A 22,784-nucleotide genomic window follows, 5' to 3' on the forward strand; every position below is an offset into this window, starting at 1 on the left:
CCTGCCGGTTCCCAGACTACGCACAGGAGCCCAAAATGCTGGACAAAACCAAAGAACACGACGGTCAGTCGCCATTCCATGCCGGTGAGCAAATGGTGCAGGAACGGCTCGGCGTCAGGGATATCGAATACTGGGCACGGCAGGTCGTGCGCGATCACCTGCCCGAACAGCATCGTGCATTTCACACCGCGCTTCCTTTTCTGGTGGTTGCCGCCCGCGATGACCGGAACCGGCCCTGGGCCACGATCCTGACAGGCCCGCAACGGTTCGTCCACTCTCCCGATCCGCGGCACCTGGTTATCAATGCCCGACCGGTAAAGGGCGACGCGCTGGAGGGCGCATTCAAGAATGGCTCCGAAATTGGCGTCCTCGGCATCGAGCTGGCCACCCGCCGGCGCAACCGCGTGAACGGCAAAGTGGAAAATGCCGATGCCGACGGCCTGACCTTTGCGGTCGACCAGTCCTTTGGCAACTGCCCGCAATATATCCGCGAGCGTGCATGGCACAGGATCGACAGCAATTCCGCCGGCAATCCGTGGCGTGGAAGGGAGCTGACCGACCACCAGCAGGCGGTCGTTTCTTCCGCGGACACTTTTTTCATCGCCAGCGGCTATCGCGGCGAAGGCGAAAACCCGGCCTTTGGAATGGATGCCTCGCACCGCGGCGGCGATCCGGGGTTTGTCGAGGTTCTGGATGCCCGCCGGATCCGGTTTCCCGACTATGCCGGCAACAATCACTTCAATACGATCGGCAACATAATCGCCGATCCGAGGGCAGGGTTCTTGTTTATCGATTTTACCACCGGCAGCCTGCTGCAGATGACCGGCAGTGCAACGGTTGACTGGGATTCCGACGACATATCGAGATTTCCCGGTGCCCGGCGCCTCTTGACACTGGAGATCGAAGAAATTGTCGAATTGCCGTCGGCAATTGCTTTGCGCTGGGAAGCGGAGGCGGAATCGGTTCGCTCGCTGCGCCTTGTTGAAAAGATCCGCGAAAGCGCCGATGTGACCTCGTTCGTGTTCGAAGCGCGCGATGGCGGTGATTTGCCGCCCTTTACCGCCGGTCAGCATCTGCCCGTCGAACTGTCGCAACCCCCCGGAAAGGAAAATCTGCGCAGAACCTATTCGCTGTCGGGTGCACCCGCTGACCCGCGATACAGGATCAGCGTCAAGCGCGAACCGCACGGCAAAGCGTCTACCTACCTGCATGACTGCCTCGAACCGGGCGCAATCATCGATGCCCGCAATCCCGCCGGTGAATTTGTTCTGCACGAAACGGACGCGCCGGTTGTGCTGGTCAGTGCCGGGGTCGGGGTGACGCCGGTGCTGAGCATGCTGCATGACCTGGCTGCGCGCGGTGACGGTCGGCCCGTCCTGTTCGTCCATGGCGCCCGCGACCGCCGCCACCACGCATTTGCCGGCGAAGTTCGCGATCTTGCCGACAATCACCCGAATATCGGAATCCATGTCGCTTACAGCCGGCCGGACGCAGGCGATCGGCCGGGGCATGACTATCACAGCAAGGGTCGCGTAACTGGTAAGTTGTTGGCGGAATTGGTGCCGGCTGAAGAAGCAGCCTATTATGTGTGCGGCCCGGCACGTTTTATGGCCGATGTCATCGAGGATTTGCTGCAAATGGGTGTTGTAGCGGAAAATATTCGAACGGAGACATTTGGTCCGGTGCTCACCACGAGCCAATAAAAAGACGGCTAATTAAAAAATTCAGTCGGCTATATATACAGATCCGTCAAACAGGGCCTGTTGTGTGCGCAGCTGCGCTGAGACAAATTGCATGAACATTTCGATCCTCGGCACGCGACGTAGGTCCGTATGAGTCAAAACCCACACACTGGGGTAGGAAAATGTGGAAAGACCCGCCAGGCGAGTCAATTGCGGGTCACTGTCGCCGAGAAAACACGGCATCCGTGTTGCGCCGATGCCGGCACGCACCGCCCCGATGGCGGCCGCCATGTCATCGACGGCAAGCGCAACCCGCTGATTTGGCCACACGGAGCGGATTTCTTCAGGCAGCCCGGGCCAGTGCAGAAACCGTATCCAGTCGAGCGGCCTGTTCGGCTCGGCGTTGAGCATTGCCGCATAATCATGACTAATGAAAACGGCGGCGCGTTGTTCCGCCGCCCGGGTTCCGAACAGTGTTTCCGTCGGGGCGTCTGAAACCCTGATGGCGACGTCCGCTTCGCGGCGCGAGAGGTTCAGCGGTTCGTTTGTGGCCAGCACCTTCAACTCGATCTCCGGATGCAGCTGGCAAAATTCGGCAAAAACCGGGGCCATGACGCGTTCGATCATGAGCTGTGGCGCAGTTACCGTCACCGGGCCGGACAAAGCCCTGTCGCGCGAACCGATCAGCAGGCTGAGCTCGGCCTCCGCCGCCTCCATGCGTTCCGCCGCCCGCGCCGCGTCAAGACCGGCTTCCGTCGGCGCATAACCGCCCGGCAGGCGATCGAAGAGCAGCGCGCCGAGCGATTGTTCTGCTGCCGCAATGCGCCGCGATACGGTTGCGTGATTGACGCCCAGCACACGTGCGGCACCGCTCAGTCCACCCTGGCGAACCGTTTCGAGAACAAATTTCAGATCGCTCCAGTCAGTCACAACCTGTGCATTATTGCACAAGCAGTCCGCAATTATAGTGCATTTTTGATCAGGCCGAATCCAGCTAGTTTCGTATCCCGACACAAGGAGGTTCTGCACCATGACGACCCATGCGATCGTTACTCTGACAATCACGGCACCCGAACAACTCACTGCCTATCGGGAACGGGCCGGTGAGGCGCTGGCAAAACATGGCGGCGCCGTTGCTCAGGCCTCCCGCGAACTTACCCTGCTTGAAGGCGGGCCGGATCTGCCGCAGCTTGCCGCCGTCCTGACATTTCCGGATCAGGTATCTGCCAGGGCGTGGATAGATGATCCGGCGCTTGCCGACGTCCATGCGCTGCGCCGGGGCAGCGGTCATTCGACAATCATTTTGCTTTGAAGTAAACGACGGGGCGGCGGCCGGGCGCAACGCTCCGCTTGTATGGAGTAAGCGGAATTATCCCCTCGTGCCATTCGGAACGGATCTCCGGCTTTTCGCCGCCCGTCTCCTCCGCTTCGACAGCGGGCAACAGGGTCATCGCCGTATCGACAAATCGGTAAAGTGTTGTCCAGGGAGCGCCGGCCCGTGCCATCACAGCCAGAGCCAGCGCCTGACCGGAATAGAATTCCGCCAGTGATTTGATGTCCGCATCTTCAGGCAGCTCGCCTTTTTGCCGCGCTGCCTGAAACCGTGCGGCAAGAGCCTTCTGCCGCTGCTCGTCAACATAGCGCCCCAGCGCCTCGAGTGATGGTGGCTTGCCTGCACATTCCACCAGGTTGTTGGCGACAAAACAGCCTTTCGGTCCCATTGTGTCGGTTGCCGAAACGACAACCCCGTCAAGGAATCGCCGCACGGTGATTTCGAGTGAATCATCGGAGCGAAGCAGGTCCTCTAGCATAGGCCCCGCATAGGCACTGCAATAGCGTTCCATCGCCTTGGCGTAGATCGCTTCCTTGTCGCCGAAATTCGCATAGAGCCCCGGCTTTGCCATGCCGGTCATGGTCGACAGATCGTTCATCGACGTACCTTCGAAGCCTCGCTCCCAAAAGACCTTCATTGCTGTGTCCAGCGCAGCGTCCGGGTCTGTCTTTCTGGGCCTCCCGCGCGCCATCGTCCACTCCCTCACACATCAAAAGTACTAGGCGGTATTTTAAATCCATCGGGTGCAAATTCAAGCGGCTAATTAAATACCGACCGGTATTTAGCCGGAATACCGGGGTTTTACGATGAAACCGAGAGGTATGGGATCGACAAAATTGCGGCGATTGGGACGCACGCAATCCCTAAAATCGACCGCCAAATGCGCCGGCAATGCGGGTGCTCGATGCCCGATCCGATGCGCCACGGGCGCTGAAAACAAGGTCCGAAATTTTCCGCTTCCGGCAGCACACGGACCAATACCTGCCCCGCAATATTCAACAGGTAAGCTGCGGGTCGGCGGCTGAATGTGCCGCTTCATTTTCCGAGCCTTTCCTCCATCCATCGCACCGCAAACGGCACGAAGTCATTGGCTGAAAAAAGCTCCGCCTGGCAGTCGCCGACAGCCCCTGTTCTTGCCCCCTCGCCCGCCAGAAAGTCGATAAGGATTTGCGAGAAATAATCGCCTTCAGGCCAATCGGCGATGCCGTCAACATCGTCCAGGCTTTCGATCCACTGCGGACCCGTACCGGCGCGCACATAGCGACGCCGGACGTGGCGTTTTTCCGGCACGTCGGCAAGGTACTCGGCCCAGTGTGTGAGCGTGACCGTATCGATGTCCGCACCAAGGCGCAGCACCCATCCGTTGCTCGCTGCGAAGCGCGACAGCGGTGAGCCCTGACCATAATAATGATGCAGCGGTATCGGCTCCAGAATGTCGGCGGCCTGCGGGCCGGCTGCGCCAAACCGCGCCGCCGCGTGGTCATTGACCTGCGTGCCGTTTCTCTGCCGGAAGACCTCCGCCAGTACACCCAGTTCTTTGTCCGCCGGCGTGGTTCGGCAATCGATCGGCTGGCTGTCGTCTGCCCCCATCGGCATGACCAGAGTTCCATCCGGCCCGAGGCTTTCCTGCAGAACGTCAAGCAGGCCGGATGCACCGCCTTGTGTCGGTCCAACGCGCCGCATGCTTGCATGCACCATGACAAGACCGCATTTGCCGAGGCCAAGCCTGTTCAACTGATCGCGCAGTTTTGCCCTGCGGTGCATATTACCTGTCCACCGCCTTTGCCTGCGTCTTTAGCCACTCAAGCACGCGCTCGGCCTTCGGGCCGGGCGGCTGGTTTTCCGGCCAGATGACATAATGGCCGCGCCCGATATTGTAGAGACCGGTGCCGACGCGCACCAAAAGGCCCTGTTTGACGACCTTCTCGACGATATGATCCCAGCCATAGGCGATGCCTTCGCCGGCGATCGCCGCCTGGATGACCAGTGCATAATCGTTGAAACGCAGCCCGCCGCCCGTATCGACATAGTCGATCCCCTGCGCCGCAAACCAGTCGCGCCACCCGGCGCGCGGCCTGAACGGTTCTTCCAGATGAATAAGCTCGTGGGACAAAAGCTCCGTATCGGATTTGGGTTGCCCGGCCTTTTCCAGATAGGCCGGGCTGCAAACCGGATAGATCATTTCCGGACCAAGCCGCAGCGATTCATATCCGGGCCAGTCGCCGGAACCGAGGCGCACGGCAAAGGAAAGCGGCTCCTCGGCAATGTCGATATCCTTGTCGGTCGTCTGCAGCCGGATCTCGATATCGGGATTATTCCGCCGGAAGGTCGCCAGCCGCGGCAGCATCCAGTAGTGGGCAAAGGCCGTTGAACAGGTAAATGAAACATGCTCCTCGGGCAGCCGGCTTGCCACGCTTTCGGCGGAATTCAGGATGTGCATTAAACCAAATGATACATCTGCATAAAAGCGCTCACCGGCTTCCGTCAGCTTTATGGTACGGTGGCGGCGTTCGAACAGTTTGGTGCCGAGCGCCTGTTCGAGCTTCTTGACCGAAAGGCTGACAGCAGGTTGCGAAACGTTCAATTCTTCAGCCGCGGTTGTGAATGACAGATGCCTTGCCGCTGCCTCGAAGGCAAAGAGCGCGGCTGGAGATTGAATGCGTCTGTGAAGCTTTCTCATAATTTGAGTTTATGCATAGGCCAAGAATTTTCAATCGTCACGGACGCTGATTTTCGTCATACTCTTATGTCCGTGGATATTGGGTGGAGGCGCATGGTGTAAATGAGAGCCGCATCGAGACGATCCCGGCGCACAGAGCGTCCGGCACCGGCAGCGCCCGCATTCGTCACCCGGGACATCCCCTTTGTCGAATTCATGCACGAAGAGGGCCTCGTTCGTATCGAGGAGCAGGCCGACCGGCTGATCGAAGAGATCGGTATCGAGTTCCGCGACGATCCGAAGGCGCTGCGTATCTGGAAGGAGGCGGGCGCCGACGTCAAGGGAACGCGTGTGCGGCTGCCGCGTGGCATGGCGCGCGACCTGTGCGGGACCGCGCCGTCGAAATTCACCCAGCACGCGCGCAACGCCTCGCGCAGCGTCGAAATCGGCGAGCGCAGCACGGTTTTCGCGCCGATCTACGGTGCGCCCTTCGTGCGCTGTGCCGAAAAGGGCCGCCGCTACGGAAACATCGAGGATTTCGAAAAGCTGTCGAAGCTTGTCTCCATGCTGCCGTCGCTTCACCATATGGGCCTGGTCATTTGCGAACCCTGTGATTTGCCGGTTAACAAACGCCATCTCGACATGCTTTATGCGCATATGCGCTTTTCCGACAAACCGTTCCTCGGCGCGATTACCGAAATGGAACGGGCAGAGGATTCCGTTGCCATGGCGCGCATCCTGTTCGGTGAATCCTTCATGCGCGACAATTGCGTCATCATGGGCAACGTCAACACCAACTCGCCGCTGCATGTCGACAGGGTCGTCACCCAGGCGATCCAGGTCTATTGCGGCGCCGGTCAGGGCATTGTCGTCGCGCCGTTCATTCTTGGCGGCGCCATGGGGCCGGTCACCACGGCCGCATCCATAGCGCAGGCCTTTGCAGAAGCCATGATCTGCGGTGCCTTCAGCCAGCTTGTAAAACCGGGTGCGCCGTTTGTGATGGGAAATTTCCTGTCATCGATGAGTCTGAAGAGCGGTGCGCCGACCTTCGGAATGCCGGAGCCGGTTGCCTCCAACTACATTATCGGCCAGCTGGCACGGCGGCTCGGTGTGCCGCTGCGCTGTGGCGGATCGCTGACAGCTTCAAAACTTCCCGATGCGCAGGCCGCCGCTGAGAGCGCCGACTCGATGCATTCGACCGTCATGGGCGGCGCCAACTTCGTGCTCCACTCGGCCGGCTGGCTTGAAGGCGGCCTTGTCACCGGATTTGAAAAACTGATGATCGACGCCGACAGGCTCGGTGCCTATCAAAAACTGCTGGGCGGCGTCGCAGTCGATGACAATGCGCTCGGCGCGAATGCCTATGAGGATGTCGAGCCGGCAGGCCATTTCCTCGGCTCTGCCCATACCATGCAGAACTATGAGACCGCCTATTACGATGCCGTCCTGTCGGATTCCGAAAGTTTCGAGCAATGGACCGAGCGCGGCAGCAAGGATACGGCACAGCGCGCGTTCGAGCGCTGGAACAGGATAGTCGATGAACATCAGGCGCCGCCGCTCGATGAGGCGACTGACGAGGCGCTGCGCGATTTCATTAACAGAAAGAAAGACAGTATGCCCGACGCCTGGTACTGACAGGCGCGGCCGACGGAGAAAATCAGATGCAGACACATGCGAAAGTGGTGATTATCGGCGGCGGCGTTGTCGGCTGCTCGATCCTGTTTCATCTGGCTAAATTCGGCTGGAACGACGTCGTGCTTTTGGAGCGCAACGAACTGACGTCCGGATCAAGCTGGCACGCGGCCGGCCAGATACACACCATCAGCTCCGATCCGAACATCTCCCGGCTGCAGGGCTACACGATCAACCTTTACCGGGAGATCGAGGAGCTTTCAGGCCAGTCCTGCGGCATGCACGCGACCGGTGGCTTTTACCTTGCCTCCAATCAGGACTGGTACGACTATCTGAAACGCGAGCGCTCCAAGGCCCGCTATATGGGGCTCGACCAGGAATTCATCTCCGTCGAGGAAGCCGCCCGTCGCCATCCGCTGATCGATCCGAGCCGCTATGTTGCAGCCCTTTGGGATCCGCTCGACGGCGATATCGATCCGTCGGGCGTTACCTACGCCTACGCCAAGGCGGCCCGCCACTATGGCGGCACCTACCATACACACACGCCGGTCATCGAGACCAACCAGAAGCCGGACGGCTCCTGGGACGTGGTTACGCCCAACGGCACCATCAATGCCGAATACATTGTAAATGCCGGCGGCCTGTGGGCCCGCGAGGTCGGCCATCTTTCCGGCGTCGATCTGCCGGTCCAGCCGATGGAGCATCATTACCTCATCACCGAGGCCATTCCCGAGATTGTTGAGCGCGCGCCGGAAGACCGGCTGCCCGCCGGCATCGACTACGAGGGCAACATCTATTTCCGCCAGGAACGCCAGGGCATGCTGCTCGGCACCTACGAGCCGCGCTCGACGCCCTGGAAAGTGGGCGGCACACCGCAGGATTTCGGCCACGAACTGCTGGCGCCGGACCTTGACCGCATCGCCGACCGGCTGGAACTCGGCTTCGAGCGCATTCCGGCGCTTGGCCGTGCCGGCATCAAGGACATGATCAACGGGCCGTTCACCTTCGGCCCCGACGGCAATCCGATGATCGGCCCGGTGCCGGGCATGAGGAATTACTGGGTGGCTGTCGGCGTCATGGCAGGCTTCTGCCAGGGCGGCGGTGTCGGCCTGTGCATGGCGGAATGGATGATCGAAGGTGAGCCTTCCATTGACGTGTGGGCGATGGATGTCGCCCGCTTCGGCGAATTCGCGACCCCCGAATACGGCACCATAAAATCCTCGGAAAACTACGAACGCCGCTTCGTCATGACCTTCCCCAACGAAACCCTGCCGAAGGGCCGCCGTCAGAAGACGACGGCGCTCTATGACAGGCTGATCGCAAGGGGCGCGGTGATGGATGCGAGTTTCGGCCTTGAATATGCGCTGTGGTTTGCGGATGGACCGGACGACGCCCATGAGGAGCCGACTTTCAAGCGCTCGCGGGCGCATGATTATGTGGCGGCGGAGGTGAAAGCGGTGCGCGAGGCGGTCGGCATGATCGAAATCGCCAATTTTGCAAAGCATTCGGTCACCGGTCCCGGTGCGCGGACCTTTCTCGACCGCCTGTGCGCGGGCCGTGTCCCGAAGCCGGGAAGATTGTCGCTGACACCGCTTTTGACCGAAGCCGGCAGGCTTTATGGCGACCTGACCGTTGCCTGCCTTGCCGAGGATGAGTTCATCCTCTTCGGCTCAGGCGCGGCGCAGGAAATGCACCGCCGCTGGTTTGAAAAACATCTGCCGCAAGAGGGCATTGCCTATCGCAACGCATCCGACGACTGGCACGGCATGGCGATATCCGGCCCGAAATCGCGTGAGCTGCTGTCGCGCGTCTGCCGCGATGATGTTTCCGGCGAGGCGCTGAAATTCCGCGATATTCGCCGCACCTATGTGGCCGGTGTGCCGGTCATGCTGGCGCGCGTCTCGTTTTCCGGCGAGCTTGGCTATGAGATCTACTGCGCGCCGCAATACCTCCTCAAGCTCTATGAGAGGCTGGATGAGGAGGGCGCCGATCTCGGCCTCAAACCCTATGGCAGCCGCGCCCTGATGTCGTTGCGGCTGGAGAAAAACTGGGGCGCCTGGACACTCGACTTCCGCCCCGATTTCACCCCGGCCCAGTCCGGTCTCGATGTCTTCATCCACTGGGACAAGGACTTTATCGGCAGGCAGGCGGCACTGGCCGAAAGAGAGGCCGGTCCGGACCGCAAGCTGGTCGTCATGACCGTCGACACCGCCGATATCGATGTCAGCAATGACGAGGCGATCCTCAAGGACGGTGCCTGTGTCGGTTATGTCAGCTCCGGAGGCTATGCCCACCATTCCGGAAATTCCATGGCCTTCGGCTATGTGCCGCCGGAATATGCCGAAGACGGAACGGAGCTTGAGGTTGAAATTCTTGGAGAAACCTATCCGGCCACGGTCACCGCCGCGCCGCTCTATGATCCGGACGGTTCGAAAATGCGGGGGTAATGCGTCAATTGATGTTTACACTCAAGGGACACACGGCAATCGTCACGGGCGGCGCCAGCGGTATCGGCCTTGCCACCGCCCTCATGCTGGCCGACCTCGAGGCCAATATTGTTATCGCGGACCTGAACGGTGATGCCGGGCAGGAAACGGTCAACAAACTGGCGGCGAATGGATGCAGCGCCATTTTCGTTCGGACCGATGTCGCCGATGCCGCCGATGTGGATGCTCTGATCGCTGCCACCTTGAAAAAATTCGGATCGGTCGAAATCCTCATGCATTTCGCCGGTATCGGCATGGAACAGAGCGCACTGGAGACCACGCGGGAAAACTGGGACAGGATTATCGGCATCAACCTGACGGGGACTTTCCTGATGATGCAGTCGGCGGGCCGGGCAATGGTTGAAAAGGGCTATGGCCGCATCGTCGCAATGTCGTCCATGGCAGGCATTCGCGGCGGTACGGGCCGAACCGCATACGGCGCCTCCAAGGGCGGCGTCGCCGCGATGATGCGGGTCATGTCCATGGAATGGGCCGGACATGGCGTGACGGTCAATGCACTGGCTCCGGGGGCCATCGAAACGGCACTCGTTAAGAAAATGCATGATGCGGAAACCCGCCGTGCCTATCTCGACGGTATTCCGATGGACCGCTACGGAACGCCGGAGGAGGTTGCCGCCGCCGCCGTCTATCTCGCCATGCCGCAGTCGAGCTATATTACTGGTGTCACCCTGCCGGTCGATGGCGGCTTCGACGCCAGCGGCGTGATCAAGCGCGGCTGAGCGGCTCCAGTCAGAAATCGCTCGATACGATCGACATCCCTGACGGTGAGCCTATTATGGAAAGAGCGCACGCGCGCCTGCAGGGCAGATCGAAAACGTATCCGGGCAAAAGCCATGAAGCCAGTCTGCCGAATTGGAAAATCCGCTTGCACGATCCTGCTTGCGGCCTCAATGCCGATAACGGCCGTTGCTGCAGGTGCGGCCGGTTTTTGCGCTGACATCAATCACCTTGTCGATCTGGCGGGCGCGGATTTTGCAGACATTGTAGCCGGATCAGACTCGGATACCGGCAACCTTCCGGCCACCCTGAAACTGAATGATGCGTCGGACTGCAAGGTGTCGCCGATATCTGGCGCCAGCACTTACAATTGCGTTTGGGAATTTCCGCTCCAGGCGCCGGCCGCCTATCAGAAATTCGAGGATCTCGACCGAAGAATACAGGCCTGTTTCGGATCTCTGGCGATTGGAGAAAAAGATCAGGCTGTCAACCATCCCGATTTCTACGACGCACGGCGCTATCAGCTGGAAGCGACGCGTGTGACGGTTTCGGTCAAGGACAAGAGCACCCTTGAACACACGCTGGTCAATCTTTGGATCCGGGCCGCCGTCAGGTAGCCGCGGCGAAACCGGCCTGATGACTTGCGCCTTCTATATTTCATCGGGGCGACTGCGGTACCGGTTGGTGCACCCACTGAAATCTGGCTTTTTTAAGGCAGCTGCACTGGCGCGTTAACACCTTGTTAACCATTGGCGCGCACACTGATTCTATGAGTTGTTAGGGAGTTATCGCATGAGCCACATGTATTATGGTTCAGCTTTAAAGTGCGTCTGACGCAAGTGCATGAATAAACCTCTCGTCAGACCTTCTTATTGGCTGTGAAAGGTAAGAATATGCACAAAATATCCAGAAAACTATTAGGGATTACTTTGGTTTCGGCTTTGTTTGCTGTTTCGACACAGGTGCAGGCGGCGGGACTGACTTGCGGTGATCGGACGAAACTGCTCAAGGCTCTGAGTGAAAAATACAAGGAATCGCCCAAGGCGCTCGGATTGTCAGCCACCGGCAAGGCCATGTTCGAGGTCTACACCTCGAAAACCGGCACCTGGACGATCCTCATGACCAACACATCCGGTGTCACCTGCATCATGGCCGCCGGCCATTCCTGGGAAGAGGCGATCGAAGTCGCCGAAGGCCCGCAGGCCTGACGGGCAAGCTGTACCGCGGCAATCGCACGGCAAGCGATCGCACTCGGTCATCGCCAAATCGGCAAAGCCACTTGGGCCGGAGACCCTATATCCGGCTCATGCCCGTTTCACGTGCGACCAGCTCCCGATAGAGAGCCTGTATCCTTGAGGTTACCGAACGCTCGCCGGAACCGATCCGCTTGCCGTCGATTTCGTCCACCGGCGTCTGCGCGCCGAATGTGCCGGTCAAGAACGCCTCCTGTGCCCCGTAGGTTTCGTAAAGCGAGTAGTTCTTCTCGAAAACCGGGATGTCGTTGCCGCGGCAGATGTCAATGACTTTCTGCCGGGTGACCCCGTTCATGCAGTAGTCGCCCGTCGAGGTCCACACTTCATTTCGGCGCACGATGAAGAAATTACAGGCGTTTGTCGTGTTCACAAAGCCGTGCGGATCGAGCATCAATGCCTCATCGGCACCGGCCTGCTCAGCCTGCAGGCTGGCGATAACGCAGTTGAGTTTCGAATGGCTGTTCAGTTTCGCATCCTGGCTCATCGGCAGGCCCCGGATCTGCGGCACGGTCGCTAGCCGAATGCCGCGTTCGTGAAGCCGATCCACCGGCTTCGAGTGCTCCATGATAATCACCAGCGTCGGTCCGGATCGCGACAGCGAGGGGTGCTGGAAAGGCTTGTCCTTGATGCCGCGTGTCAGCATCAGCCGGCAATGCACGTCGTGGGACATGTTGTTGGCTTCTGCCGTTCGGTTCAATGCGTCGAGGACGCCCTTGCGGTCCATACCCACTTCGATGGAGACGGCTTTGCAGCTGTCGAAGAACCGATCCATGTGCTCATCGAAAAATACCCACTTGCCGTTGTAGAGTCGCAGTCCTTCCCACATGCCGTCACCGAGCATGAAGCCGGAATCGTAGACCGATACTTTCGCCTGGTCCCGGTGGAGCAGTTCGCCATTGATGTAGATCTTGATGTCGCGGTTGCGCGGGTCATCAATGGCGTCATGCGTCGTGTGACTTTCACCGTTCATAGTTTAGCCTGTCGTGTCCGATAAACCGATAAAAGCAACAGGCCCGCGTCCTGTTCGGGCCGCGAACCTGTCGTTGGGAGGTGCGGTCGGATCTACATCCAGCCCCGCTCCTTGTAGTAGCGAACCGCACCTTCATGCAGCGGCGCGATGGTGCCGTTGGATATCATGTCCTTTTCATCGAGATCGGCAAAGTTGGGTCGCAACGCCTTGAAGCGCTTGAAATTGTCGAAGACCGCTTTGACGACCTGATAGACGGCCTCCTCGTCCGTATCGGTCGAGGTCACCAGCGTGGCAAGCGGTCCATAGGAATTGATCGTATCGGGTTGTCCCTTGTAAAGACCGGCGGGAATGGTGGCTTTTGAGTAATAGGGGGTTTCGGCGACCATTTTATCGACCTCTCCGCCCTCGACCTGCAGAAAGACGGTGTCGCACGATACGGTGGCCTCTTTTATATTTCCAACGGGATGGCCGGCTGAAAACATGATCGCGTCCACCTTGTCGTCGCACAACGCGGCGGATTGTTCGGCCGATTTCAGTTCAGACGCGAGTGCAAGATCGCCAACGTCGATACCGATCGTGTCGAGCAAAACCTCTGCGGTCGCACGCGATCCCGATCCCGGATTGCCTATATTGACCCTCTTTCCCTTGAGATCGGCAAGTGCGTCGATGTCGGCATCGGCTCGGGCCAGAATGGTGACGATATCAGCGTGCGCTGAAAATACGGACCGAAGCTTTTCATTGGGTCCGGACTCGGCAAAGGTGCTTGTGCCGTGAAGGGCATGATACTGCCAATCCGATTGCACGGTGCCGAAATTCATGTCGCCCGCGGCTATGCCGTTGAGATTGGCGATCGAGCCGCCGGTTGCCTGAGCGGTGCACTTGTACCCATGTTCGTCTGAAGTACGGTTCATGAATTTGCAGATCGAATTGCCGACCACATAGTACATGCCGGTGACACCCGCGGTGCCGATGGTGATGAATTTCTGGTCATCCGCCCTGGTCGGTGTCGAAAGGGCCAGTCCGAGCAGACCGACACCGCAAAGGGCGACCAGTTTTTTCGCTGATTTCTGCATGTGATTCCTCCATTTCATTCCGCTCGTCGGCCATGTCGACACCGGAATGCCTGTCAATTTTGTCATCCTCGCGATCTTTGTTGTATTGTCAGATTGTAGGATTGTCAACAATTGACATTATGGAGGCGGTTTTCCATAGTGCCCGGACGAGATTCGAAGCTTCAGTGGTATCCCGTGACGGTGCGGTACGGAGGACAGTAAACAGTGACAACACAGCTTGCGGCGGTCCGCCCTCTTGCCGATTCCACATTGCGCGGCCGCACCGTGGATCAGTTGCGCAAACTGATTGTTTCCGGTGAATTGTCGGCGGGATCGCGCCTGACCGAAATGCAGTTGGCTGAAGCGCTGGGCATAAGCAGGGGACCGCTTCGCGAAGCCATTCGTGAACTGGTTGATATCGGACTGGTCGTCAGCAAGCCTTACAAGGGATTGTTTGTAAGGGACATCACGCTGAAGGATCTGAACGAGCTGTATTCGCTGCGCACCGCACTGGAACAGTTCGCCTTTCGCCAATGCTGGGACAAACGCGATGCCGCATCGATCGAAGATCTTCGCCAGCGAAATGTCGCGCTGTCAAAAACAATTGTTGACGGATCTGACCCGGACGAGGCGATACAGCGCGAACTTGATCTGCACAGCTGGTGTTATGAACTGTCCGATCACCAGTTGCTGCAGCAAAGCTGGAACCGTATGAAGCCGAACCTGCAGTTCTATTTCGCCATGCATCAGCAGGCGCATGGACGAAAGGGGCCGCTGCGCCAGGCCCATGACACCTATATCGAACTCGCCTGCGGCGATGATATCGAGGCGATGATCCGCCACCTCGACGACCACATGCGCCAGGGTTTGGAAAAGACCAAGAGTTTCATAACCGGGCCTTAGGACTGCGTGGATGAGGGTTCCTATTACCGGTTCAAAGGGCCGGAGGGCCAAGTTTCACGCCAAGGCAGTATCTGCGTTGTGGTCGATACGATTGCCAATGACGTTCACCCTACGTCACCGCCTTGAGCGCCTCCGGCAGTTCTTCTTCAAAAATGTCCATCATATCGTCGGGTCCGACGCTGATTCTTATGCAGCGGTTGAGCGGGGCAACGCCAGGCATGCGCACGAAGACGCTGCGGCTGACCAGCTCCTGTAAAAGCGCGGTGGCGAAATCGCCGTCTCGCCCACAGTCTATGGCGACAAAATTCGTGGCCGAATCCAGCGGCTCCAGCCCGTTGGCGCGGGCAATTTTTCCAATGCGGCGGCGCGAGGCGTCGATCAGTCCGCAAACGGACGTGAGATAATCCTGGTCCTTAAGAGCTGCTTGAGCCGCGATCTGTGCCATCTTGTTGACGCCGAAATGGTTGCGCACCTTGTTGAAGGACGAGATTGTGCCTGGGCTGCCGAAGGCATAGCCGCAGCGCAGGCCCGCAAGGCCATAGCCTTTTGAAAATGTCCGCATGCGCAGCACATTCGGCCGGTCAATCAGCGCGCTCACGGCCGGCAACGCGTTTTGCGGCGCCGTTTCGCCATAGGCCTCGTCAAGGATCAGCATCGTTTGTTCGGGCAGGGCCCGTGCAAAGGCCGCGACGTCCTTGTTGTCGTGCCAGGTGCCCATCGGGTTGTCCGGATTGGCGAGATAGACCAGCGGTGCGTTTTCGCGGATCACCGTCATCAAAAGCGCGTCAAGATCCTCCCTGTCGTCGCGATAGGGCACGGTGATCAGACGTCCACCGAAGCCCGCAACGTGGTAGTTGAAGGTCGGGTAGGCGCCGAGCGACGTGACCACGGGCGTGCCTTCGGTGACGATCTGGCGCACCACCAGCCCTAACAGGCCGTCAATGCCTTCGCCGACGACGATCCTGTCACTGGACAAGCCGAGATGCGCACCGAGCGCCTCGCGCAGGTCGTGGTTTTCCGGGTCGCAGTATTTCCATACCTCATCGGCTCCGGCGCTGATCGCCGCCTTGACCGAGGGCGCCGGACCAAAGCCGCTCTCATTGGCGCCGATACGGGCGCGGAACGGTTTTCCGGCCGCCCGTTCCTGGGTTTCCGGACCGACAAATGGCACGGTTGCCGGAAGCGACTGGACAAGCGGCGTAAATTTTGAAAATTCGGTCATCGGCTGGCCTGGCTCATTGTTCAATAGTGGGGCGGTTTGGTGATCGGCGGCGCTTCCGCCGATTGTTCCTCGAGTGCCAGAAAGCGTTCGATCAGTTTTTCCTGCTTGCTTCGAAGATTTTCGACCGTCTTCCACTGCTCGGCGAGCTGTTCGGACAACTCGTCGATCGTGTGGGCCTGATGGGCGATATGCTCCTCAAGCTTTGCCACCCGGTCTTCAACATTTTCTTTTGTCATAACAGCACGCCTTCCAGTGTTTCGCGCCAGTGAGGATCAAGCGGCTTGGGGCGCCGGGTCTCGCGGTCGACATAGACATGCACGAACCGTCCTTGTGCGGCGGCGGTCACATCCTTGTCGCGGAAAAGCGCAATCCGGTAAACGACGGATGAGCTGCCTATGCGCTCGACGCCGATACCCGCATCGATGAGGTCGGGAAAGGCGAGCTCCGCGAAATAGTGGCACCCGGTCTCCACCACCAGCCCGATAGTCGAGCCTTTTTGCAGATCAAGCAGGTCCTTTTCGGCAAGCCATCCGTTGATCGCCGTGTCGAACAGCGCGTAGTGGATCACATTGTTCATGTGGCCATAGATGTCGTTGTCGGCCCAGCGGGTCTGCAAGGGCCTGAACAGTTTGAAGCTTCCGCGCTCAAGCGGTGTCGGTCTCGTCACGGCATCACCACGCTGCTTTATATATGGCAAGCGCGTCGGCCTCGTTGAGATCGCGCGGATTGTTGACCAGAAGCCGTGTCTGCAGCATCGCGTCGCTGGCCATTTTCGGCAATGCCTCTTCGCCGATACCGACATCGCGCAGCCGTGTCGGCAGGCCAAGATCGGCTGACAGTTCCGCCAGCCTGTCGATGAAGGCCGCACATTGTGCCTGCGCACCGGCGGACTGATCGAGATTTGGAAAGGCATGTGGGCAAAGATCTGCGTAAAGCCGATACGAGCCGTTCTCCGCTTCGGCGGCGTTGAACCGCAGCACCTGCGGCAGCACCAGCGCATTGGAAAGCCCGTGCGGAATATGGAACGTGCCGCCGATCGGATAGGCAAGCGCGTGGACCGCGGCGACCGGCGAATTGGCAAAAGCCATGCCTGCAAGGGTCGAGCCGAGCAGCATGGCGCTGCGGGCTTCGATGTTGTCCGGGCTGAACACGGCCGTCTCTATGTTCGCGCCAAGAAGCTTCAGTGCTTCGGTCGCGAGCATGCGCGATATCGGATTGTTGTTGGCATTGCGCGAGGCATAGGCCTCGATGGCGTGCACCATGGCGTCAATGCCGGTTGCCGCGGTCGCTGCTGCAGGCAGGCTGACGGTGAGCTCCGCGTCCAGAATGGCCGTGTCCGGCAGGATAATCGGCGATGAAACGCCGCGTTTTTCCTCTCCGCCGACGGTGATTATCGAAACCGGCGTTGCCTCGGAACCCGTGCCGGCGGTCGTTGGGATCAGAACCAGCGGCAGGCGCGGTCCCTTGGCGTTGGCAACGCCCCAGGCCTCGTCGATATCCTCGCCGGACCCGGCAATCAAGGCTGCGAGTTTGGCGATATCGAGCGATGAGCCGCCGCCAAGCGCGACAACACCGGTCGCCTCGCACCCGCGCGCCGTATCCACCGCCTGCATCAGGGTCGCAAGGCTTGGATCGGCCTCAACGGCGTCGAAGATGGTCACCGAATGTCCCGCAGCCTCCAGCGACTGGATCGCGGATGTTTCCAGCCCGGCATTGCGGATACCCTTGTCGGTTACAAACAGGATGTTGGGTCCGAGTTTCGCGCCGGCAATGTCCGCCACCTCGCCGGACGCTCCGGGGCGAACAATCATCTGGGGTGTCGTGTGAAATGCGAAAGCGGACATGTTTCCTCCGATGTCTTGTATCCACCGCTCACCTTAGAGCCCTTCCCGTTTAAAGGAAATCGTGCAACTGTTTCCACGGGAGTTGTGAAAAAAAGACCGGTTCTGGGGTGGTGCCGGGCCTTGCGGATGAATAAAGTCATCAATTAGACCAAATGATCAAAAAATTGGACGGGGCATGAGCGAGTTTGCAATCGAACTTAAGGGCATCGACAAAAGCTTCGGCGCGGTTCATGCCAACAGAAACATCAATCTGGCCGTGCACAGGGGAACAATTCACGGAATTATCGGGGAAAACGGGGCTGGCAAGTCGACACTTATGTCGATCCTCTACGGCTTCTATCAGGCTGACCGCGGCGAGATTTTCGTCAATGGCGAAAAACTCGTCATTCGCGATCCGAATGTCGCGATTGCGTCCGGCATCGGCATGGTTCACCAGCACTTCATGCTGGTCGACAATTTCACCGTACTTGAAAACGTCATGCTCGGGGCCGAGGAAAACGCCATTTTGAACCGCGGCATCGTCAACGCACGTGCCGAACTCAAGCGCCTCGAAGACGAATATGCGCTGGAGGTCGATCCCGATGCGGTGATCGAGGAACTGCCCGTGGGGCTGCAACAGCGTGTCGAGATCCTCAAAGCGCTCTATCGTGGTGCAGAGATACTCATTCTCGATGAGCCGACGGGCGTTCTGACCCCGGCTGAAGCCGACCACCTTTTCCGCATTCTCGAGCAGCTCCGCGATCAGGGCAAAACCATCATATTGATCACCCACAAGCTGCGCGAGATCATGGCGATCACCGACGAGGTCTCGGTCATGCGCCGCGGCGAGATGGTCGCCACCCGCAAGACCTCGGAAACCAATGTCGAGGAGCTTGCCGAGCTCATGGTTGGCCGCCGGGTGCTGCTGCGCGTCGAAAAGGGCGAAGCCAATCCGCAAGGGGTCAAGCTTTCCGTTGAGGGCCTGACGGTCAGAGACAATCGCGGTGTCGTCATGGTCGACAATGTCTCGCTGGACGTTCGGGCAGGTGAAATCGTTGGCATTGCCGGCGTTGCCGGCAACGGCCAGTCGGAACTGCTCCAGGCGATCACCGGCATTCGCCATGCGGAAAGCGGCAAGATTCTGCTCAACGGCGAACCCATCAATGGCAGCGGCGGCGCCGATCCGCAGGAGCTGCGCAAGAGGGGCCTTGCCCATGTGCCGGAGGACCGGCACCACATGGGCCTGGTGCTGAGCTTTGAGGAAAACGAAAACGCCATCCTCGGCTATCACTACGATGAAAACTACCTCGCCGGGCCGATGCTCAACCTGGACAGCATTCGAAAAAGTGCCGGCGAAAGCGTCGAGAAATACGATATCAGACCGCCGGATGTGCGGTTGAAAACCGCCAATTTCTCGGGCGGCAACCAGCAGAAGATCGTGCTGGCGCGTGAAATGGAACGCGACCCGGTCGTGCTGGTGATCGGCCAGCCCACACGCGGCGTCGATGTCGGCGCCATTGAATTCATTCACAAACGCATTATCGAGATGCGCGATGCCGGCAAGGCCGTGCTGCTCGTCTCGGTGGAGCTTGACGAGATACGGGCGCTGTCGGACCGCATCCTTGTGATGTTTGCTGGCCGTGTGGTCGGCGAGCGCACGCCTGAGGCGACGGAAGGGGAGTTGGGGCTTCTTATGGCAGGTGTGGAAGAAGAGCAGGAGGCGGCGCAATGAGTGTTCCTTACGCAAAGCTGCCGATGTGGGTCGAATACGGGCTCATTCCGCTGATCAATCTGGTGGTTGCGTTCCTGGTCGCCGGACTTGTGGTCCTTATCGTCGGCGAAAGTCCGCTAAAGGCCGCGACACTGCTGGTGCAGGGTGCATTCGGCTATGGTGAGGGGCTCGGCTTCACGCTCTACTACGCCACCAACTTTATCTTTACCGGCCTTGCGGTCGCGGTCGCATTCCACTGTGGGCTGTTCAATATCGGCGGCGAGGGGCAGGCCTATATCGGCGGGCTCGGCGTTGCGGTTGCCTGTCTGATGCTCGACGGCATATTCCCCTGGTTCCTGACGTTTCCGTTTGCCGTTCTCGCGGCTGCCCTCTTCGGTGCCGCCTGGGCGTTTATTCCCGGATACCTACAGGCCAAGCGCGGCAGTCACGTTGTCATCACCACCATCATGTTCAACTTCATCGCTTCCAGCCTGATGGTTTACATGCTGGTGGAGGTGCTAAAGCCGCTCGGATCGATGGCGCCGCAAACCCGCACATTCCTTGATGGCGGGCAACTGCCGAGGCTGGATTGGCTTTTGTCGATCTTCGGTCTTGATATCGGCGGTGCGCCGTTCAACCTGTCATTCATCGTTGCGCTTGTCGCAGCCTTTCTGGTCTGGCTGCTGATCTGGCGCACGCGCCTTGGCTACGAAATCCGCACAATGGGGGCAAGTCCGAGCGCAGCCCGCTACGCCGGCATCAAGGACGCACGCATCATCATCATCACGATGCTGATTTCCGGTGGGCTTGCCGGCATGATGGCACTCAATCCGATCATGGGCGACCAGCACCGGCTTCAGCTCGATTTCGTCACCGGTGCGGGTTTTGTCGGCATTGCGGTTGCGCTGATGGGGCGCTCACACCCGGTCGGCATCATTCCGGCGGCGGTTCTTTTTGGAATGCTCTATCAGGGCGGCGCCGAAATCTCCTTCGAAATGCCGCAGATCTCGCGTGACATGATTACCATCATTCAGGGTCTCGTCATTCTCTTTGCCGGTGCGCTCGAGCACATGTTCCGACCGGCCATAACCGCGTTTTTTGCGACCCTGGGCGGGTCCGGAAAAACGTCGGAAGTAACGGCGGCAGGGGAGTAGGGACATGGATTATTTTCAGATCGCACTGGTAACGCTCGAAGCGACCATTCGGCTTTCCGTTCCGCTTATTCTCGCCGCTCTCGCCGGTCTTTATTCCGAGCGATCCGGCGTCTTCGATATCGGCCTTGAAGGTAAAATGCTTGCCGCCGCCTTTGCCGGTGGTGCGGCCGCCGCGGTTTATGATTCGGCCTTCATCGGTCTTGTCATGGCAATAATCGTCTCGGTCGCCCTTGCCTTGGTGCACGCCTTCGCATCCATCACCCAGCGCGGCAACCAGATTGTTTCCGGTGTCGCGATCAACTTCATAGCGCTCGGCGCAACGGTTATTTTGGGACAGGCCTGGTTCCGCCAGGGCGGGCGCACGCCGCAGCTTGGCGAGGACAGCCGTTTTCAGGCGGTTACGCTTCCCTTTGCCGAAACGCTGGCGGATGTGCCGGTCATAGGGCCGATCTATAACAGCCTTATCTCCGGGCATTTCCTTTTAACCTATTTTGCCTTCGCCATGGTGCCGATCACCTGGTGGGTGCTTTACCGGACCCGTTTCGGACTGCGGCTTCGCGCCGTTGGCGAAAACCCCGGAGCCGTCGATACGGCTGGCATATCGGTTACCAAGATGCGCTATATGGCCGTCATATGCTGCGGAATCCTGTGCGGATTTGCCGGCGCTTACCTGTCGATGGCCGTCGCCGCCGGATTTGTCAAAGGCATGACCGCCGGCAAGGGCTTCATCGCGCTCGCCGCGCTCATCTTTGCCAAGTGGAAACCGGTCAATGTCATGCTGGCCTGCCTCCTGTTTGGTTTCCTCGATGCAGGGGCCATCCTGATGCAGGGCAAGTCTCTGCCGCTTGTCGGCGAAGTGCCGGTGCAGTTCATGCAGGCATTGCCCTATATCCTGACAGTCGTGCTTCTTGCCGGCTTTATCGGCAAGGCGATCCCGCCCAAGGCCGGTGGCCAGCCCTATGTGAAGGAACGGTAGGAAGCACCAATGTCAAAGGACCTTTTTGAAGCGGCGCGCAATGCAATAGGCCGCTGCCATGCACCCTATTCGCAATTTCCGGTTGGGGCTGCCTTGCGCGGCGACGACGGCAGGATCCATGCCGGTGCGAATATCGAGGTGGCGTCCTTCCCGGAAGGCTGGTGCGCCGAGACGACGGCGATCGGCCATATGATCATGGCCGGTGGACGCCGGATCGAGGAGGTTGCCGTGATTGCCGAAAAGAAGGTGGCATGCACGCCCTGCGGCGGCTGCCGCCAGAGGCTGGCGGAATTCGCCGGCCCCGATACGAAAATCCACCTGTGTGACATGAACGGCATCGTGCAGACCGTCACCCTCGGTGAATTGCTGCCTTATGCCTTTGATTCGGATGCTTTGACATGAACATCGCTCTTTCCGTCCTCGTAAACAAACTGAACGGGCTGACACCCGAAACAGCCATTGTGCTCGGTTCAGGCCTCGGCTCGCTGGTCGATGAACTGCGCGATACTGTGCGCATACCCTATGGCGATCTTGAAGGATTTCCCCACAGCGGTGTGTCGGGCCACGCGGCGGAGGTCGTCGCCGGGCATCTGGGTAACACGCCTGTTCTTATGCTGTCGGGCCGCGCCCACTATTACGAAAAGGGCAACGCTGCCGTCATGCGCGAGCCGCTTGAAACCCTGCATGGTCTCGGCATCAAGCGGCTGATCCTGACAAATGCCGCCGGCTCATTGCGCGAAGACATGCCGCCCGGCTCGGTCATGCAGATCACCGACCACATCAATTTTTCCGGCACGAACCCGCTCTTCGGCGAGCCGAGCGACCGGCGTTTCGTCGGCCTGACGAACGCCTATGACGAAGAAATGCGCACCGAGATGAGTGCGGCCGCAAAGGCAGCCGGCGTGGACCTGCATCAGGGGGTTTATATGTGGTTTTCCGGACCGAGCTTTGAAACACCGGCCGAAATCCGCATGGCCCGCACATTCGGTGCCGACGCCGTCGGGATGTCAACGGTGCCGGAGGTCATTCTGGCAAGATTCCTCGGGTTGCGGGTTGCCGCCGCTTCCGTTGTCACAAATCTTGCCGCCGGAATGAGCGGCGATGAAATCTCGCACGATGAAACCAAGGAAATGGCGCCGAAAGGTGGCCAGAGGCTTGCCTCGGTTCTAAGGCAGATGCTGTCGACTTAA

The 22,784-nt window shown here is 59.3% G+C and carries 23 protein-coding genes; 13 read left to right on the forward strand and 10 right to left on the reverse strand.

Going from position 1 to position 22,784, the window contains the following annotated elements:
* Positions 1-35: 35 nt before the first annotated feature.
* Positions 36-1,703, forward strand: a complete 1,668-nt coding sequence (locus tag ABVT35_RS21270; protein ID WP_368469152.1) for a pyridoxamine 5'-phosphate oxidase family protein — start codon at positions 36-38, stop codon at positions 1,701-1,703.
* 21 nt (positions 1,704-1,724) lie between these two features.
* Here the strand turns inward: ABVT35_RS21270 and ABVT35_RS21275 are convergent, their stop codons facing one another.
* Entirely contained in the window at positions 1,725-2,612 is an 888-nt protein-coding gene (locus ABVT35_RS21275; protein WP_368469153.1) for a LysR family transcriptional regulator, read from the reverse strand.
* Positions 2,613-2,712: 100 nt separating this feature from the next.
* On the opposite strand from ABVT35_RS21275, the gene ABVT35_RS21280 reads away from it, so the two are divergent.
* Positions 2,713-2,994: a DUF1330 domain-containing protein gene (locus tag ABVT35_RS21280; protein ID WP_368469154.1), complete on the forward strand. Its 282-nt coding sequence runs from the start codon at positions 2,713-2,715 to the stop codon at positions 2,992-2,994.
* Here ABVT35_RS21280 and ABVT35_RS21285 read toward each other — a convergent pair.
* The 3 genes from ABVT35_RS21285 to ABVT35_RS21295 all read right to left on the reverse strand — a co-directional run bounded on the left by ABVT35_RS21285 (position 2,981) and on the right by ABVT35_RS21295 (position 5,695).
* On the reverse strand, positions 2,981-3,706 hold the full coding sequence (locus ABVT35_RS21285) for a TetR/AcrR family transcriptional regulator (RefSeq protein WP_368469156.1): 726 nt from the start codon (positions 3,704-3,706) through the stop codon (positions 2,981-2,983). The genes ABVT35_RS21280 and ABVT35_RS21285 overlap by 14 nt on opposite strands.
* Positions 3,707-4,050: 344 nt before the next feature.
* A complete protein-coding gene (locus ABVT35_RS21290) occupies positions 4,051-4,779 on the reverse strand; it encodes an aminoglycoside N(3)-acetyltransferase (protein WP_368469157.1) in 729 nt (242 codons plus the stop codon).
* A gap of 1 nt (position 4,780) precedes the next feature.
* Positions 4,781-5,695 (reverse strand): LysR substrate-binding domain-containing protein, encoded by a 915-nt coding sequence (locus tag ABVT35_RS21295; protein ID WP_368469158.1) that lies wholly within the window; start codon positions 5,693-5,695, stop codon positions 4,781-4,783.
* Between the two features lie 102 nt (positions 5,696-5,797).
* Here ABVT35_RS21295 and ABVT35_RS21300 point away from each other — a divergent pair, with 102 nt between their 5' ends.
* From ABVT35_RS21300 to ABVT35_RS21320, 5 genes are all read left to right on the forward strand, one after another.
* Complete coding sequence (locus ABVT35_RS21300) at positions 5,798-7,309, forward strand: trimethylamine methyltransferase family protein (RefSeq protein ID WP_368469159.1); 1,512 nt, start codon at positions 5,798-5,800, stop codon at positions 7,307-7,309.
* Between the two features lie 26 nt (positions 7,310-7,335).
* Complete coding sequence (locus tag ABVT35_RS21305) at positions 7,336-9,753, forward strand: FAD-dependent oxidoreductase (protein WP_368469160.1); 2,418 nt, start codon at positions 7,336-7,338, stop codon at positions 9,751-9,753.
* A complete protein-coding gene (locus ABVT35_RS21310) occupies positions 9,753-10,532 on the forward strand; it encodes an SDR family NAD(P)-dependent oxidoreductase (RefSeq protein WP_368469161.1) in 780 nt (259 codons plus the stop codon). Before ABVT35_RS21305 ends, ABVT35_RS21310 begins: the two co-directional genes overlap by 1 nt.
* 114 nt (positions 10,533-10,646) lie before the next feature.
* A complete protein-coding gene (locus ABVT35_RS21315) occupies positions 10,647-11,147 on the forward strand; it encodes a hypothetical protein (protein WP_368469163.1) in 501 nt (166 codons plus the stop codon).
* 324 nt (positions 11,148-11,471) lie between these two features.
* A complete protein-coding gene (locus ABVT35_RS21320) occupies positions 11,472-11,738 on the forward strand; it encodes a hypothetical protein (protein ID WP_368469164.1) in 267 nt (88 codons plus the stop codon).
* Between the two features lie 85 nt (positions 11,739-11,823).
* On the opposite strand, the gene ABVT35_RS21325 is transcribed toward ABVT35_RS21320, so the two are convergent.
* Both ABVT35_RS21325 and ABVT35_RS21330 read right to left on the reverse strand, forming a co-directional pair.
* Positions 11,824-12,753, reverse strand: coding sequence for an aminotransferase class IV (locus ABVT35_RS21325; RefSeq protein WP_368469166.1), 930 nt, complete (start codon positions 12,751-12,753; stop codon positions 11,824-11,826).
* Between the two features lie 92 nt (positions 12,754-12,845).
* On the reverse strand, positions 12,846-13,826 hold the full coding sequence (locus ABVT35_RS21330; RefSeq protein ID WP_368469167.1) for a TAXI family TRAP transporter solute-binding subunit: 981 nt from the start codon (positions 13,824-13,826) through the stop codon (positions 12,846-12,848).
* 204 nt (positions 13,827-14,030) lie between these two features.
* Here ABVT35_RS21330 and ABVT35_RS21335 point away from each other — a divergent pair, with 204 nt between their 5' ends.
* The gene (locus ABVT35_RS21335) at positions 14,031-14,708 is read left to right on the forward strand and encodes a GntR family transcriptional regulator (protein WP_368469168.1); all 678 of its coding nucleotides are present in this window, start codon (positions 14,031-14,033) and stop codon (positions 14,706-14,708) included.
* A gap of 109 nt (positions 14,709-14,817) precedes the next feature.
* On the opposite strand, the gene ABVT35_RS21340 is transcribed toward ABVT35_RS21335, so the two are convergent.
* Genes ABVT35_RS21340 through ABVT35_RS21355 form a run of 4 tightly spaced genes read right to left on the reverse strand, consistent with a single transcriptional unit; the run spans position 14,818 to position 17,774 of the window.
* Entirely contained in the window at positions 14,818-15,930 is a 1,113-nt protein-coding gene (locus ABVT35_RS21340; RefSeq protein WP_368469170.1) for a pyridoxal phosphate-dependent aminotransferase, read from the reverse strand.
* Between the two features lie 20 nt (positions 15,931-15,950).
* On the reverse strand, positions 15,951-16,166 hold the full coding sequence (locus ABVT35_RS21345) for a SlyX family protein (protein WP_368469172.1): 216 nt from the start codon (positions 16,164-16,166) through the stop codon (positions 15,951-15,953).
* Positions 16,163-16,597 (reverse strand): acyl-CoA thioesterase, encoded by a 435-nt coding sequence (locus ABVT35_RS21350; protein ID WP_368469173.1) that lies wholly within the window; start codon positions 16,595-16,597, stop codon positions 16,163-16,165. The genes ABVT35_RS21345 and ABVT35_RS21350 overlap by 4 nt, the downstream gene beginning before the upstream one ends.
* 4 nt (positions 16,598-16,601) lie before the next feature.
* Positions 16,602-17,774: an iron-containing alcohol dehydrogenase gene (locus ABVT35_RS21355; protein ID WP_368469174.1), complete on the reverse strand. Its 1,173-nt coding sequence runs from the start codon at positions 17,772-17,774 to the stop codon at positions 16,602-16,604.
* A 175-nt stretch (positions 17,775-17,949) separates the two neighbouring features.
* On the opposite strand from ABVT35_RS21355, the gene ABVT35_RS21360 reads away from it, so the two are divergent.
* Genes ABVT35_RS21360 through ABVT35_RS21380 form a run of 5 tightly spaced genes read left to right on the forward strand, consistent with a single transcriptional unit; the run spans position 17,950 to position 22,784 of the window.
* Positions 17,950-19,485, forward strand: a complete 1,536-nt coding sequence (locus ABVT35_RS21360; RefSeq protein ID WP_368469176.1) for an ABC transporter ATP-binding protein — start codon at positions 17,950-17,952, stop codon at positions 19,483-19,485.
* The gene (locus ABVT35_RS21365) at positions 19,482-20,618 is read left to right on the forward strand and encodes an ABC transporter permease (RefSeq protein WP_368469177.1); all 1,137 of its coding nucleotides are present in this window, start codon (positions 19,482-19,484) and stop codon (positions 20,616-20,618) included. Before ABVT35_RS21360 ends, ABVT35_RS21365 begins: the two co-directional genes overlap by 4 nt.
* 4 nt (positions 20,619-20,622) lie before the next feature.
* Positions 20,623-21,594 carry an ABC transporter permease gene (locus tag ABVT35_RS21370; RefSeq protein WP_368469179.1) on the forward strand — a complete coding sequence of 324 codons (972 nt, stop codon included), beginning with the start codon at positions 20,623-20,625 and terminating at the stop codon, positions 21,592-21,594.
* Between the two features lie 9 nt (positions 21,595-21,603).
* Entirely contained in the window at positions 21,604-21,996 is a 393-nt protein-coding gene (cdd, locus tag ABVT35_RS21375; RefSeq protein ID WP_368469181.1) for a cytidine deaminase, read from the forward strand.
* Positions 21,993-22,784 carry a purine-nucleoside phosphorylase gene (locus ABVT35_RS21380; RefSeq protein WP_368469182.1) on the forward strand — a complete coding sequence of 264 codons (792 nt, stop codon included), beginning with the start codon at positions 21,993-21,995 and terminating at the stop codon, positions 22,782-22,784. The genes cdd and ABVT35_RS21380 overlap by 4 nt, the downstream gene beginning before the upstream one ends.

This window comes from Hoeflea sp. TYP-13 (genome assembly GCF_040932035.1).
Lineage (GTDB): Bacteria > Pseudomonadota > Alphaproteobacteria > Rhizobiales > Rhizobiaceae > Hoeflea_A.

What these genes read in the sequence shown, in the direction of transcription:
- ABVT35_RS21270 (WP_368469152.1), top strand. Translation starts at nt 36, where the DNA reads ATGCTGGACAAAACCAAAGAACACGACGGTCAGTCGCCATTCCATGCC.
- ABVT35_RS21280 (WP_368469154.1), top strand. Translation starts at nt 2,713, where the DNA reads ATGACGACCCATGCGATCGTTACTCTGACAATCACGGCACCCGAACAA.
- ABVT35_RS21285 (WP_368469156.1), bottom strand. Translation starts at nt 3,706, where the DNA reads ATGGCGCGCGGGAGGCCCAGAAAGACAGACCCGGACGCTGCGCTGGAC.
- ABVT35_RS21290 (WP_368469157.1), bottom strand. Translation starts at nt 4,779, where the DNA reads ATGCACCGCAGGGCAAAACTGCGCGATCAGTTGAACAGGCTTGGCCTC.
- ABVT35_RS21295 (WP_368469158.1), bottom strand. Translation starts at nt 5,695, where the DNA reads ATGAGAAAGCTTCACAGACGCATTCAATCTCCAGCCGCGCTCTTTGCC.
- ABVT35_RS21300 (WP_368469159.1), top strand. Translation starts at nt 5,798, where the DNA reads ATGAGAGCCGCATCGAGACGATCCCGGCGCACAGAGCGTCCGGCACCG.
- ABVT35_RS21305 (WP_368469160.1), top strand. Translation starts at nt 7,336, where the DNA reads ATGCAGACACATGCGAAAGTGGTGATTATCGGCGGCGGCGTTGTCGGC.
- ABVT35_RS21310 (WP_368469161.1), top strand. Translation starts at nt 9,753, where the DNA reads ATGCGTCAATTGATGTTTACACTCAAGGGACACACGGCAATCGTCACG.
- ABVT35_RS21315 (WP_368469163.1), top strand. Translation starts at nt 10,647, where the DNA reads ATGAAGCCAGTCTGCCGAATTGGAAAATCCGCTTGCACGATCCTGCTT.
- ABVT35_RS21325 (WP_368469166.1), bottom strand. Translation starts at nt 12,753, where the DNA reads ATGAACGGTGAAAGTCACACGACGCATGACGCCATTGATGACCCGCGC.
- ABVT35_RS21330 (WP_368469167.1), bottom strand. Translation starts at nt 13,826, where the DNA reads ATGCAGAAATCAGCGAAAAAACTGGTCGCCCTTTGCGGTGTCGGTCTG.
- ABVT35_RS21340 (WP_368469170.1), bottom strand. Translation starts at nt 15,930, where the DNA reads ATGACCGAATTTTCAAAATTTACGCCGCTTGTCCAGTCGCTTCCGGCA.
- ABVT35_RS21345 (WP_368469172.1), bottom strand. Translation starts at nt 16,166, where the DNA reads ATGACAAAAGAAAATGTTGAAGACCGGGTGGCAAAGCTTGAGGAGCAT.
- ABVT35_RS21355 (WP_368469174.1), bottom strand. Translation starts at nt 17,774, where the DNA reads ATGTCCGCTTTCGCATTTCACACGACACCCCAGATGATTGTTCGCCCC.
- ABVT35_RS21360 (WP_368469176.1), top strand. Translation starts at nt 17,950, where the DNA reads ATGAGCGAGTTTGCAATCGAACTTAAGGGCATCGACAAAAGCTTCGGC.
- ABVT35_RS21365 (WP_368469177.1), top strand. Translation starts at nt 19,482, where the DNA reads ATGAGTGTTCCTTACGCAAAGCTGCCGATGTGGGTCGAATACGGGCTC.
- ABVT35_RS21370 (WP_368469179.1), top strand. Translation starts at nt 20,623, where the DNA reads ATGGATTATTTTCAGATCGCACTGGTAACGCTCGAAGCGACCATTCGG.
- cdd (WP_368469181.1), top strand. Translation starts at nt 21,604, where the DNA reads ATGTCAAAGGACCTTTTTGAAGCGGCGCGCAATGCAATAGGCCGCTGC.
- ABVT35_RS21380 (WP_368469182.1), top strand. Translation starts at nt 21,993, where the DNA reads ATGAACATCGCTCTTTCCGTCCTCGTAAACAAACTGAACGGGCTGACA.